A 14,248-nucleotide genomic window follows, 5' to 3' on the forward strand; every position below is an offset into this window, starting at 1 on the left:
AGTTTTTTGTATAATACGGTATCAAAAAACCAGCAGGAGAAAAATCCCGGAATGAATAGCAGCGATATAAGAAAACTCTTCATCGATTTCTTTAAGGAGAAAGGGCATAAGGCGCTTCCAAGCTCCCCTCTTTTGCCTGTTGATGACCCTACACTTTTATTCACCAACGCAGGTATGGTCCAGTTCAAATCCATCTTTCTGGGCGATGTGGAGAGCCAGCACAAACGGGCTGTGACCGTTCAGAAGTGCCTGAGGGCGGGCGGCAAGCACAATGACCTTGAGAATGTCGGAAGGACGGCAAGGCACCATACCTTCTTTGAGATGTTAGGCAACTTCTCATTCGGCGATTATTTCAAGAGAGAGGCGTGTGAATGGGCTTGGGAATTTCTAACTGAAAAGGTTCATCTCCCTGCTGACAAGCTGATGATAACCGTTTTCAATGATGACGACGAGGCTGCGGAGATATGGCAGAAGCATATAGGAATACCTGCCAACCAGATATTCAGGCTCGGAGAGAAGGACAACTTCTGGCAGATGGGCGACACAGGGCCGTGCGGGCCGTGCTCTGAGATACTGATAGACCAGGGGCCGGAGATGGGATGCGGAAAGCCCGGCTGCATGGTTGGATGCGACTGCGACAGATACCTTGAGATATGGAACCTCGTATTTATGCAGTACAACAGGGATACGGCAGGCAAACTTCACCCGCTGCCCAAGCCGAGCATTGACACAGGCATGGGGCTTGAGAGGCTTGCCGCTGTGCTGCAGGGAAAGACGAATAACTTTGACTCTGACCTATTCATGCCGATCATAAAATATGTTGAAGGTATTTCAGGTAAAAAATACGGGAAAGATAAAGCAAACGATGTCTCTATGAGGGTCATAGCCGACCATATAAGGTCATCGGCATTCGTGCTTTCAGAGGGGCTTGTGCCTTCAAATGAAGGAAGAGGTTATGTCTTAAGAAGGATCATAAGAAGGGCTGCAAGGCACGGGCTCATGTTAGGCATCAAGGGGCCGTTCCTGCATGATGTGCTTGACGCGGTATATAAGATGATGTCCGGCCCGTATTCTGAACTGAATGAAAATATCGGGATGAGCAAAAAGGTCCTTAAGTTTGAAGAAGAGAGATTCGCGCACACACTCTCTTCAGGCATGGATCTGCTGGACAAGGTAATTAATGAGGTAAGGGCATCGGGCAAAGAGACGATACCGGGCACCGAACTCTTTAAACTTTATGACACATTCGGATTTCCGCTTGACCTTGCGAAGGACATTGCTGAAGACAACGGACTGAAGATAGATGAAAAAGGTTTTAATGAGGAGATGGAGCTTCAGAAGACAAAGGCGCGCGCATCATGGGTCGGCGGCGGAGAGGAAGTTTCAGGCATATACAAAGAGATAGAAACTCTTGTCGGAGCCACTGAATTCACAGGCTATGACGCTCCTGATAAAACAGAGAGCGTGGTCAAGGCGATGATAAAGAACGGCGCCCTCATCAAAGAAGCAAAAGAAGGTGAAGAGGTTGAGGTAGTTTTAGACAGGACACCGTTCTACGGCGAATCAGGCGGACAGGTGGGCGATACCGGCATGATGGAGCATGGCGAAGGGCTATTGAAACTTGAGGTGATTAATGCAAAAAGAACCCACAACCTTATCCTGCATTCAGTAAGAATAATCAAAGGCACGTTAAGGCCTGACATGTATGTGAAGCCTGTTATAGATGAAGAGAGAAGAGCATCTGTCAAACGCAATCATACAGCCACGCATATTCTGCATGCGGCTCTGAAGGAAGTGTTAGGCGACCATATAAAACAGGCAGGCTCGTTTGTAGCGCCTGACCGGCTGAGGTTTGACTTCAACCACTTCTTTGCCATGGATGAAAGGGAGATCAAAGAGGTCGAGCGGATAGTGAATGAAAAGATAATCAGGAATATGCCTGTCCATGTCTCTGAGACATCGCTTAACAATGCGATAGCACACGGAGTGGTGGCGCTCTTTGGTGAAAAATACGGAGAGACTGTCAGGGTCGTAAAGGCGGGAAATTACTCTGCCGAACTGTGCGGGGGAACGCACTGCAGCGCGACAGGTGATATCGGCCCGTTCAAGATAATCTCTGAAGGAAGCGCGGCAGCAGGCATAAGAAGAATAGAGGCGCTGACAGGATTTTCCGCGCATAAGTTCATTAATGACGAGGAAGACGAGCTTAAAAAGACGGCAGGGCTTCTTAAGGCAACCCCTCTTAATGTAGCAGATAAAGTGCGCAAGGCCTTAAGCGACCTCAAGCTGCTTGAAAAAGAGATGGAAAAGCTGAGGAGCAGTTCAGCCTCTAATGATATAGAGAGCATCCTTGGAAAGACGGTTGAGATAGACGGCATAAAGGTGCTTGCGCACAAGATCGACGGGCTTGATATGAAGACGCTCAGAGACCTGGCGGACAAGCTGAAAGATAAGATGAACTCAGGTGTCATAGTCCTCGGCTCCATACTGAACGGCCAGGCATCATATGTATCCCTCGTAACAAAAGACCTCGCCTCGCGTTTCCACGCGGGGAACATATTAAAGAGCGTCACCGGCGGCAAGGGCGGCGGCAGGGCTGATATGGCTCAGGGCGGGACAAAAGATATCGATGGAATTGATATGGCAATCTCCTCAGTACCTGATATAATCAAGGGAGAGACAAAATAAAGGGTTGTTTATTATGCACCAGTTGCGTCATTCCGGCTTGTCCGGAATCCTTCTGGGAAAAGATTCCGGACAAGCCGGAATGACAGATTTTAAACTGACTTTAAATAATAATTCAGGAGGTTTGTTATGTCATTATCAGATATCTTTCAAAAGACGTTCATGGCAGGGCTTGGGATGCAGGAGAAGTTCAAGGAGTTTGTAGACGAGCTTATCGATAAAGGCGAGCTCAGCGAGGCGCAGGGCAAGAAGCTCTTTGACGAATGGTCTATAAAGGCCGGCAAGACCAAAGAAGACTTTGAAAAGAACATAACCGACCTTATTAATAAATCACTCGATACGGTCAACATACCTAAGAAATCGGAAGTCGAGGAACTTAATAAAAAGCTCCAGGCTCTTTCAAAGAAAGTTGACAAACTCGAAAGATCGCTCGACAAAAACTGAGTATAAGATATGGCATTCTCAGGATTGCTAAGGTTCTGGCGGGGATACAGGAATATAGCCCGCATAAGACAGATAGTAAATGTATTTCTTAAACACGGCTTCGGGCAGTTCATCGAACAGATAAACCTTCAAAGATTTATCCCTATCAGAAAGAGGATCAGGGTATTCGGCCAGTGGAAGGAGCCTGAAAAAATATCTATCCCAGCAAGGCTCAGGATAGCCTTTAGCGAGCTCGGCCCCTCCTTCATAAAGCTCGCCCAGATCCTCTCATCAAGGCCTGACATTATAACCAGCGAGTTTGCTGACGAGTTCAGAAAACTTCAGGATGATGTGCCCCCCTTCCCTGCTGAAGAAGCGAGGGCCATGATAGAGTCCGAGCTCAAGAGATCCGTCGGAAAGATATTCGCGGATTTTGAAGACAGGCCGTTTGCCGCCGCATCCATAGCCCAGGTTCATAACGCAACCTTAATAACCGGGGAGAAGGTCGTTGTAAAGGTCCAGAGGCCGAACATCCATAAAGTCATAGAGACCGATATATCGATATTGAGATTTATAGCAAGCCTTATGGTCAGGCACATTCCCGAAGCATCGGTATTCAACCCCGAAGGCATTGTCGATGAATTCGCGAAGACCGTCACAAAAGAGCTCGACTTTATCGGAGAGACAAGGAACGCGCAGCGTTTCAGAAGGAATTTTGCTGACAGCGAGGCCGTCTATATCCCGCTTGTCTATACTGATTTTGTAACTGAAAAGGTCATGGTAATGGAGAGGCTTGAAGGCGTAAAGATAGATGACATCAAGGCTATCGACACTCTGGGCGTTGACAGGCGCAAACTTGCGAAAGACGGGCTCGATGCCTATTTTAAGATGATATTTGAGGACGGCTTCTTTCACGCTGACCCGCATCCCGGGAATATGTTCGTATTCCCGGACGGCAGGCTGGGGCTCATGGACTTCGGCATGGCCGGCAGGCTGACACCTGAGATGATGGAGAGCATAGCCAATACATTTCTGGCATTCTTTAATAAGGACTTCGACAGGCTGATAGATGAGTATATCGAGCTCGGCCTTTTAAGCGACGGTATAGACCAGGATATCTTCAGAAGAAAGTTCAAGAGCGACCTTGTGGACCTTCTGGAACCTGTCTACGGCCTCACAATCTCAGAGATAAATTTTATTGATTACATTGAAAAGGTCACACGGCTTGCCATAAAACACGGGCTGACGATACCGTCCGATCTCATACTCGTCAATAAAACCATTTTGATGCTTGATAATATAGGCCGGCAGCTTGACCCTAACTTTAATTTCATAGCCGCTGCAGAGCCGTATGCTGCAAAACTTGTAAAGAGCCGGATCAATCCTCAGAGGATCTTTGATAAGGCTAAAGGGAACATCTCGGAGATCAGCAGCCTTCTCATAGAGACGCCGAGACAGATCAACAGGCTATTGGCAAAGGCGTTAAAGAACGAGTTAAGCCTGAAGGTCGACCCCATTGGAATAGACAGGCTTATTAGAGATATCGACCGTTCAAGCAACCGGCTCGCCTTCAGCGTGATAGTGGCAGCTATCATTATCGGCTCGTCGCTCCTGATCCAGTCAGGCATAGGCACGACGATATTCGGGCTGCCTGCGATAGGAGCGATCGGATTCTTTATCGCATTCCTGCTCGGCTTGTGGCTTCTGATATCCATTCTAAAATCAGGAAGATTATAGGAGACAAACCATGACTATCGATGAACTGAAACAAAGCTGTGAAGATGAATTTAAGAATATAGACATTATCCTTCAGCACCTGCACTCTGTTTATGACAAAGGCAAATTAGAACATACGATTGCCGAACAGGCGTCAATAGCCACCTTTATCATAAACATCTACAGCGGTGTTGAAACAATCCTGAAGCAGATGCTTGTCTACGACAAGCTCGATATAAAAGACGCCCCGGGATGGCATGAAATAGTCTTAAAAAAAGCGAACGAGATCGGCATACTCCCCCCGGCTCTCTACCAGGACCTGTCGAGATACCTTGCATTCCGCAATTACTTCATCTACAACTATATCTTCAACATCAAATGGGATGACCTGAAGGCGCTGACGGATGCCGTAAGTGAATTGATAACAAAAACAAAAACCGAGGTTGAGGAGTATATACAGACGATATAACATCTGTATATGAATCGCTTTTTGTCGTCTTGAAGTGCAGCGGAAAGCCGCTGTACTTCCCCATCCTATACCGTCAGTTCTGCAATTAAATAATTATCTTGGCAAAAACCATTTAGAGGAATAGAATAAGGCATTATCCTTTCGGTCATGAGGAGGCAGATGGAAACAAACATCGCAGTTTTTAGAGGCAAAGAAATAAGGAAAACAATTCATAAGAATGAATGGTGGTTTTCGATCATTGACATATGTGCTGCGCTTACTGAAAGCGTCGATGCGGGAGCCTACTGGAGAAAATTGAAACAAAGGCTCAAGAAGGAAGGAGGCGAGGTCGTGACATTTTGTCACGGACTGAAATTGCCTGCCGCTGACGGAAAAAAATACGAAACCGATTGCGCCAACACCGAGGGCATCTTCCGCCTTATCCAATCCATTCCTTCACCCAAGGCAGAGCCTTTCAAGCGCTGGCTGGCAAAGGTCGGCTATGAACGCGTGCAAGAGATAGAAGACCCGGAATTGGGTACAAAGCGGACAAGGGCTTTATACAAGGCAAAGGGCTACTCTGATGACTGGATAGAGAAACGGATGCGCGGCATTGCTATTAGAGAAGAGTTGACGGACGAATGGAAAAAGCGGGAAGTGAAAGAGAAAAAGGAATATGAGATCCTCACCGCAGAGATTGCAAAAGCAGCATTCGGCGTAAACCCAAGTCAGCATAAGAAATTAAAAGGGTTGAAACGTGAAAACCTGAGAGACCATATGAACGACCTTGAACTTATTTTCTCTATGTTAGGTGAAGCTGCAACAACTGAGATAACGCGGGTTGATGATGCAAAGGGTTTTCATGAGAGCAAACGTTCAGCACGCAAGGGCGGGGTTGTGGCAGGTAAGGCGCGAAAAGACCTTGAGAAAAAGACGGGCAAGAGGGTTGTCTCAAATGAAAATTATCTTTCGACTTCTGAAAGTGTGAAAAAACTGGAAAGGAAGAAGTAGAGGGAGATTTTGTGAAACAATTCTACGCCCACAGTGTTGACGGGAAGCCGGTTGATGAATGGCATCTGCTTGAGGAGCATCTGAAGGGGACGGCGGAACTTGCGAAATCATTTGCGGATGCGTTCGGGTCGGGGGAATGGGGGTATCTGGCGGGGTTGTGGCATGATGTGGGGAAGTATTCGGAGAATTTCCAGAAAATGCTTCTTGCCTCTATCGATGCTCATATTGAAACAAAATCTGGCAGGGTAGATCATTCCACCGCGGGGGCAATTCACTCTGTTGTAAAATTTAATACACCAGGAAGAATATTCAGCTATCTTATCGCTGGACACCATGCCGGCCTTGCTGACTGGCAAACTGCTGAAGCTGGCAACAGGAGTTTAATTCACCGTCTTCAAAATGAAGATCTACTCAAGAAAGCCCTCGAATCAAATATCCCGCAGGAAATCACGGACCAATCTCTTCCCAAGCAAAAGTTCAGAACCAGCGACGGGCATGCGCTATGGATCAGGATGCTATACTCCTGCCTTGTGGACGCTGACTTTCTTGATACAGAGGCGTTTCTTGATCCTGATAAATCAAAGGCACGCAAAGGTTACCCTTCACTGAATAAACTTCAGCCTCTTTTTGAAACTTATATGGAGAGGAAACAGGCTAATGCTGATGATACCGCTGTAAACAAACAACGGACAGAGATATTACGGCAATGTACTATGAAGGCAACTCACGCGCCTGCAATGTTTACATTGACAGTTCCAACGGGCGGCGGGAAGACTCTTTCGTCAATGGCGTTTGCCTTGCGTCATGCAGGGGAACACGGTAAGAGGCGCATTATTTATGTCATCCCCTACACGAGTATTATTGAACAGACAGCCGACCAATTCAGAGACATTTTCAAAGATGCAATTGTAGAGCATCACAGCAACGTTGACATATCGGATGAAGGCCACGAGACAACAAAAAGCAGGCTTGCCTGTGAAAACTGGGACGCTCCGGTTATCGTGACAACGTCGGTTCAATTCTTTGAATCACTTTTTGCCAATCGCTCAAGCCGTTGCCGTAAGCTCCACAACATTGCAAATAGCATTGTGGTTCTTGATGAGGTGCAGCTTTTCCCGCCTGAATATCTCAATCCTATTCTCCATACGATGAAAGAGCTTCACAAAAATTATGATGTAACTTTTGTCCTGAGCACGGCTACTCAGCCTGCCTTTGGTGAACACAAATCATTTGATTTTAACTTTGAGGGGCTGGGGTCAACAGTTGAGATTATGGAAAGTCCCGTTGCTTTACATAAGGCATTCAAACGCGTTGAAATCCATGTGCCTGACAATCTTCTGACTTCCCGCTCATGGGAAGACCTTGCAAAAGAACTTACTCAACATTCGTCTGTCCTGTGTATCGTCAACAGACGCGACGACTGCCGGACGCTTTATGAGCTAATGCCGGAAGGGACATTTCACCTCTCTGCTCTCATGTGCGGAGCGCATCGGTCAAAAGTCATTTCACAAATAAAACAGCGTCTCAAGGATAAACTACCTACGCGCGTAATCAGTACCCAGCTTGTGGAGGCAGGCGTTGATCTCGATTTCCCCGTTGTATACCGGGCTATTGCCGGGCTTGATTCCATTGCACAGGCTTCGGGAAGATGCAACAGGGAAGGACTTCTTGATAAAGGAAGTGTTGTAGTTTTTGTTCCGCCGAGCAAAATACCTATTGGTTATCTAAGGCAAGCGGCAAATACCAGTATGATGATGCTATCCGATAAAACAAACGATCTGCTTTTACCAGCTATGTTTGAGAAGTTTTTCAAATCACTCTACTGGCTGCAAGGGGAAAATCTTGATAAATACGGTATCCTGAAAGACCTTGCTCCTGATGGAGAACTTCGGTTTAGCTTTTATACTGCCGCTCAGAAGTTTAAGTTGATTGATGATTCACAGTACGCTCCAGTAATTGTACGCTATGAGGAAGGAGAGCGATTGATAGGGATGTTAAAGAAACTTGGTACCGAGCGGTGGCTGATGAGGAAGCTACAAAGATATGTTGTGAATTTGCCGAGATATGTTCACACGAAACTTCGTAACGAAGGCGCTATCATGGAAGTTCACCCGGGGATTTTCGTTCAGGAATACGGCGCAATGTATCATAATGATCTTGGTTTCTGCGCTGATAAATCAATGATCTATGAGCCGGATGATTTGATGTGTTAGGGAAAGATACAGATAGAAAGGAGGTATCAGGATGAGTGATCCACTTATCAAAAGCCTGCCCTTCCGCCTGAAGGTCTGGGGAAGGAATGCTTGTTTCACAAGACCGGAGATGAAGGTCGAACGCGTTTCATATGATGTAATGACACCATCTGCCGCGCGAGGAGTACTTGAGGCGATACTTTGGAAGCCAGCTATCCGCTGGAAGGTAACGCAAATTGATGTTCTGCAACCGATCAAATGGGAATCGGTGAGGAGAAACGAAGTAGGCGCTGTTATGTCTTCACGTACAAGCGGAATATTCATTGAAGAGCAGAGGCAGCAACGGGCGGGGTTGTTCTTGAGGAATGTTGCATACACAATTCATGCGTATTTCGAGATGACGGACAAGGCAGGGAGCGAGGATACAGTTGTTAAGTTTACTGAGATGTTCCTGAGAAGAGCGGAAAGAGGACAATGTTTTAATATGCCGTATCTCGGATGCCGGGAATTCTCTGCTGATTTTAAACCGTTCCTTAACGGTGAGACCCTGCCGGAGCCGATTCCTGTCAGTCAGGATTTGGGCTGGATGCTCTATGACATGGACTATAAAGGTAAAGAACCTACTGCTCGTTTCTTCAGGGCAAGCCTCGACAACGGACGCATGAAGATTGATGAAAAGGAGGTGAGGCCGTGATACTGCAAGCGTTGGCTAAATACTATGAAAGGATGCCAGATGATTTTGTCCCTTATGGCTTTCAACGAAAAGAAATTCCATTCATCATTGTTGTTGATCGTGAAGGAAACTTTAAAAGCTTGAATACATCAGATCGTGTATTTCTTGTTCCTCGTGAAGTTAAACGATCAGGTAAAAATGCATGGATGAGCGCAAATCTTCTTTGGGATAATGAAGGCTATGTTCTTGGCTATTCAAAAAAAGATGATGACAAGGGGCAGAAACAAAATCAAAGCTTTATTTCAGAACTGAAGAAGATATTCCATGAACCATTCGTCGATGACGGGATTGCGGCAGTCTGTAATTTTTATGAGAAAGGCAATCAGAAGGAAGCGCTTTCACACCCGATGTGGCACGAAATAGAAAAGAAAGGTGGCAATATTAGCTTTCAGCTTGAAAATGACAATGAATTGATCTGCTGTCGCAAAACCGTTAGAGATAAAATTATATCTGATTTTCTAAATGATCCGGCTGATACTCAGATATGCCTCGTGACTGGTAGCTCGGATATTCCTGTAGACCTGCATATTGCTATAAAAGGCGTATGGGGAGCGCAAACATCGGGAGCAAATATTGTATCTTTCAACCTCGACGCCTTTACATCATTTGGCAAAGAACAGGGCTATAATGCTCCCGTCGGGAAAAAGGCTGAATTTGCTTACATTACTATGTTGAACTATTTACTTGAGAGAGGTTCAAGGCAAAGGATTCAGGTAGGTGATGCAAGTACCGTCTTCTGGGCAGAAAAGAAGCATGAGCTTGAAGACTGGTTTGCGGATATATTTGGAGAGCCTGCTAAAGGAGACTCCGAACAGGATAATGCCGCAATAAAGGCTTTGTTCAAAGCCCCTGAGACAGGAGCAAAACCTGTGCTTAACGACAGCACAAAATTTTATGTGCTCGGTTTATCGCCAAATGCATCTCGTATTGCTATCCGTTTCTGGTATGCAGGGACAGTAGCAGAGGTTGAAGAAAATATCAGACAGCACTTTAAGGATATTGCAATTGAACACGCTCCACATTATCCTTCTTATCTTTCTCTCTTCCGACTGCTTGTCTCAACTGCGTTACAAGGAAAGTCAGACAATATCCAGCCTAATCTCGCTGGTGATTTCATGAGGGCGATACTTGCCGGAACACCGTATCCCGATACGCTTTTGTCTTCTGCTATACGCAGGGTAAAGGCTGAACAGGAAGTAACTTATCCGCGAGCATCTTTGATAAAAGCTGTACTGGTCAGAAAAGCACGATATAAAAATACAAAGGAGGAAATTGGCATGGCATTAGACACAGACAACACTAACACAGGCTACCGACTTGGACGGTTATTTGCCGTTCTTGAAAAAATTCAGGAAGAGGCAAGCCCCGGCATCAATGCAACCATACGTGACAGGTTTTATAGTTCGGCCTCAAGCGTTCCCGTTACTGTCTTCCCACATCTTATGAAACTTAAGAATCATCATATTGCAAAACTTGAGAACAGAGGGCGTGCGGTCAACTTTGAAAAAATTATCGGGGAGATCGTTGATGATATTTCAGCCTGTCCAGCGTTTCCTGGTCATCTGAGTCTGGACGATCAGGGATGCTTTGCAGTTGGCTATTATCACCAGAGACAGGATTTTTTCAAATAGAAAGATACAAATGTAGCCGAATAAATAAATTCTAAAGGAGGAATAAAAAATGAGCAACACAATCAACAATCGCTATGACTTCGTACTATTCTTTGACGTAAAGGACGGCAACCCTAACGGCGACCCGGATGCAGGCAATCTCCCGCGCGTTGATCCTGAAACAGGACATGGCCTTGTGACAGATGTGTGTTTGAAAAGGAAGGTGAGAAATTATGTGCAGCTTAAGTCTGCGACCGATGAGTTTAAAGACAAGAAGGGCTTTGACATTTATGTCAAAGAAAAAGCTATTTTAAATCTTCAAAACAAACGAGCCTATGATGCTCTTGGAGTTGATTTGACATCTGAAACAACTAAGCGTAAAGGAGGAGATAAAGTAGAAGACGCTCGTGTTTGGATGTGCCAGAACTTCTATGATGTTAGAACATTCGGAGCCGTTATGTCGTTGGGTGTTAATTGTGGTCAAGTTCGTGGTCCTGTTCAGTTAACCTTTGCGCGCAGTGTTAATCAGGTTGTCCCGCTTGAACACAGCATTACCAGAATGGCGGTTGCCACTGAGGCAGAAGCGGAAAAACAGCAAGGCGATAACAGGACTATGGGACGTAAGTTCACCATTCCCTATGGACTCTATCGCTGTCACGGATTTATTTCTGCTTCGTTTGCAGCGCAGACAGGATTTAGCGAAGATGATTTGACTCTTTTTTGGAAAGGGCTTCTTGAAATGTTTGAGCATGACCATTCAGCGGCACGCGGTCAAATGGCAACACGCAAGCTCATTGTATTCAAGCATGACTCAAGCTTGGGCAGCGCTCCGGCGCATGAACTCTTTGACATGGTGACAACAAAAACAAATGCTAATCCTGTGCGTGATTTCAGCGAGTATGAAATTACTATTCCGACTCAGGCCGATATGCCACAGGGTGTAACATTAGAGGTGAAGCTGTAATCCAATGCACAGCGAAGACGATCTCATTCAGCTTTCAGCGTTGCAGCACTTTATGTACTGCATAAGGCAGTGCGCTCTAATCCATATCGAACAGATTTGGAGCGAGAATGTCTTCACCGCCGAAGGCAAAATCATGCATGAGAAAGCCGATAGTAATAAATACGAATCGCGGGGAAATGTCCGTATCGACTACAGCGTTCCTCTGCGCTCGCTCAGGCTCGGTCTCATTGGCAAGGCGGATGTGGTGGAGTTTCACAAAAAAGACGATGGGACGTGGCAGCCTTTTCCCGTTGAATACAAGCGCGGCAAACCGAAGCTTGATGATTGTGATAAGGTTCAGCTTTGCGCTCAGGCAATATGCCTTGAAGAGATGCTCAATGTTCAAATACCGGAGGGTGCGCTTTTTTACGGACAGACTCGTCACAGGGAAGATGTAGTTTTCGATAATGCCTTAAGAATTGAGACAGAAGATACGGCAAGAAAGGTTCATGAGCTTATTGAATATGGCATTACTCCGAAGGCTGAATATTCGAAGAAGTGTGACAAATGTTCTCTACTTGAGTTGTGTATGCCAAAGGTGAGCAGGAAAGCAAGTCATTATTTGGCGAAGATGGTGGAGGAATGAAAAAACATCTTAATACATTATTTGTCACAACACAGGGCGCATATCTCTCTAAAGAAGGCGAGACGGTTGCTGTCAAAGTTGACGGGACAATCTGCCTGCGTATCCCGATTCATACATTAGGCGGAATTGTCTGCTTCGGCCAAGTCTCGTGCAGCCCTTACTTAATGGGATTTTGCGCTGAAAGCGGCGTGGCAATCAGCTTCCTGACAGAGAATGGAAGATTCCTCGCAAAAGTTCAGGGGCCGGTATCAGGTAATGTTCTTTTGAGACGTGAGCAATATAGAAAAGCTGATGATCTTTCTATATCTGCCGATATTGCAAAATATTTCTTAAGCGGAAAGCTGCTGAATAACAGGGCTGTGTTGCAGCGATTTGTCAGAGATCATAACGACAAGCCAAACGCTGATAGAGTAGATTTTGCATCAAAACTTATTGATTCATCATTGAGGCGATTACAAAATGAAGAATCCTTAGACGCAATAAGAGGGATAGAAGGTGATTCCGCTCATACTTATTTCAGCGTCTTCGATCATCTCATTACAAGCCGGAAAGACGAATTTAACTTTAGCGAGAGAAACAGAAGGCCGCCTCTTGATAATGTAAACTGTTTGTTGTCATTTCTTTACACTATGGTAATGCATGATGTGCGTTCGGCACTTGAAACCGTCGGGCTTGATCCGGCAGTTGGATTTTTACATAGAGACCGTCCGGGCAGGTATGGGCTGGCTCTGGATATGATGGAGGAGTTCAGGCCGTTTCTTGCAGACCGTCTCACTCTCTCATTGATAAATCTTTGTCAGGTGCAGGGCAAAGGATTTGACAGGAAAGAGTCGGGAGCTGTGTTGATGGATGATGATACGAGGAAAACGGTTTTGGTTTCATATCAGAAGCGCAAACAGGATGAGATAATGCATCCGTTTCTGAACGAGAAGGTTACTATAGGATTACTGTTTCACACACAGGCATTATTGATGGCAAGATATTTACGCGGCGACATGGATGCATATCCGCCGTTTGTATGGAAGTGATGGTTTAATTAACACCCCCATCCCCCTCTTAATCTAAGAGTGGGCGAAATTCCTCCTCATAAGATAAGGGAAGGTTAGGAGGGGTTATGAAAATAAGGATTGAATTATGTTTGTACTTGTAAGTTATGATGTCTCGACAGTTGAAAAGGGCGGACAGCGCCGCCTTCGCAGAGTAGCAAAAGCCTGTCAGGACTACGGACAGAGGGTTCAGAACTCTGTCTTTGAATGTATTGTTGATCCTGCGCAATGGACGATGTTGAAAGAGAGATTGATTTCAGAGATCGATCCTGATAAAGACAGCCTGAGATTTTATTATCTCGGCTCTAACTGGAAGCATCGTGTTGAGCACGTCGGCGCAAAAGCCGGAATAGAGCAGGACGGCCCGTTAATCGTATGAAACGATTTTGCGAACCTGCAGAACACATGGTTTACGCATACCATTCGCAAGAGATGAAAAAAGTTTATAAAACAAAGGAGTATGTAAAATGTTCTTTGATAACTTTAAGGTTTACAGGAGTAAAAGAAGGACGTTCGCAAAAAGCAACAAATTTTTCTTTATAATATTTTGACTTAGAATTAGACTGTCGCGCCCCGCACGGGGCGCGTGGATTGAAACAGAAAAAAATACACAAGAACCTCTCCCCGGCATAGGTCGCGCCCCGCACGGGGCGCGTGGATTGAAACGCGCATGACGAGGACTACAACCTCACCGGAGATGTCGTCGCGCCCCGCACGGGGCGCGTGGATTGAAACTTATCAGTTCCACGGGTCAGTGGAGCAATCAGTCCGACATTTCTTTTGTAAGAGCCAAAT

12 protein-coding genes are annotated in these 14,248 nt (G+C 45.8%); all 12 read left to right on the plus strand.

Annotated features, from left to right (window positions below):
• Positions 1–51 precede the first annotated feature (51 nt).
• The 12 genes from alaS (at position 52) to cas2 (ending at position 13,832) form a co-directional block, all read left to right on the plus strand.
• Entirely contained in the window at positions 52–2,688 is a 2,637-nt protein-coding gene (alaS, locus tag HY807_05080) for an alanine--tRNA ligase (protein ID MBI4825778.1), read from the plus strand.
• A gap of 126 nt (positions 2,689–2,814) precedes the next feature.
• Positions 2,815–3,129: a phasin family protein gene (locus HY807_05085; protein MBI4825779.1), complete on the plus strand. Its 315-nt coding sequence runs from the start codon at positions 2,815–2,817 to the stop codon at positions 3,127–3,129.
• Between the two features lie 9 nt (positions 3,130–3,138).
• Positions 3,139–4,845, plus strand: coding sequence for an AarF/ABC1/UbiB kinase family protein (locus HY807_05090; GenBank protein ID MBI4825780.1), 1,707 nt, complete (start codon positions 3,139–3,141; stop codon positions 4,843–4,845).
• A gap of 10 nt (positions 4,846–4,855) precedes the next feature.
• A complete protein-coding gene (locus HY807_05095) occupies positions 4,856–5,293 on the plus strand; it encodes a hypothetical protein (protein MBI4825781.1) in 438 nt (145 codons plus the stop codon).
• A 159-nt stretch (positions 5,294–5,452) separates the two neighbouring features.
• Positions 5,453–6,283, plus strand: coding sequence for a Bro-N domain-containing protein (locus HY807_05100; GenBank protein MBI4825782.1), 831 nt, complete (start codon positions 5,453–5,455; stop codon positions 6,281–6,283).
• An 11-nt stretch (positions 6,284–6,294) separates the two neighbouring features.
• Positions 6,295–8,496, plus strand: coding sequence for a CRISPR-associated helicase Cas3' (gene cas3, locus HY807_05105; protein MBI4825783.1), 2,202 nt, complete (start codon positions 6,295–6,297; stop codon positions 8,494–8,496).
• A gap of 31 nt (positions 8,497–8,527) precedes the next feature.
• Positions 8,528–9,169, plus strand: coding sequence for a type I-C CRISPR-associated protein Cas5 (cas5c, locus tag HY807_05110; protein ID MBI4825784.1), 642 nt, complete (start codon positions 8,528–8,530; stop codon positions 9,167–9,169).
• On the plus strand, positions 9,166–10,839 hold the full coding sequence (gene cas8c / locus HY807_05115; protein ID MBI4825785.1) for a type I-C CRISPR-associated protein Cas8c/Csd1: 1,674 nt from the start codon (positions 9,166–9,168) through the stop codon (positions 10,837–10,839). Before cas5c ends, cas8c begins: the two co-directional genes overlap by 4 nt.
• A gap of 49 nt (positions 10,840–10,888) precedes the next feature.
• The gene (cas7c, locus tag HY807_05120) at positions 10,889–11,782 is read left to right on the plus strand and encodes a type I-C CRISPR-associated protein Cas7/Csd2 (protein ID MBI4825786.1); all 894 of its coding nucleotides are present in this window, start codon (positions 10,889–10,891) and stop codon (positions 11,780–11,782) included.
• Between the two features lie 4 nt (positions 11,783–11,786).
• Entirely contained in the window at positions 11,787–12,407 is a 621-nt protein-coding gene (gene cas4, locus HY807_05125) for a CRISPR-associated protein Cas4 (GenBank protein MBI4825787.1), read from the plus strand.
• On the plus strand, positions 12,404–13,435 hold the full coding sequence (gene cas1c / locus HY807_05130; protein MBI4825788.1) for a type I-C CRISPR-associated endonuclease Cas1: 1,032 nt from the start codon (positions 12,404–12,406) through the stop codon (positions 13,433–13,435). The genes cas4 and cas1c overlap by 4 nt, the downstream gene beginning before the upstream one ends.
• A gap of 106 nt (positions 13,436–13,541) precedes the next feature.
• Positions 13,542–13,832, plus strand: coding sequence for a CRISPR-associated endonuclease Cas2 (gene cas2, locus HY807_05135; GenBank protein MBI4825789.1), 291 nt, complete (start codon positions 13,542–13,544; stop codon positions 13,830–13,832).
• The last annotated feature ends 416 nt before the right edge of the window (positions 13,833–14,248 follow it).

Source organism: Nitrospirota bacterium (assembly GCA_016207885.1).
Lineage (GTDB): Bacteria > Nitrospirota > Thermodesulfovibrionia > UBA6902 > UBA6902 > JACQZG01.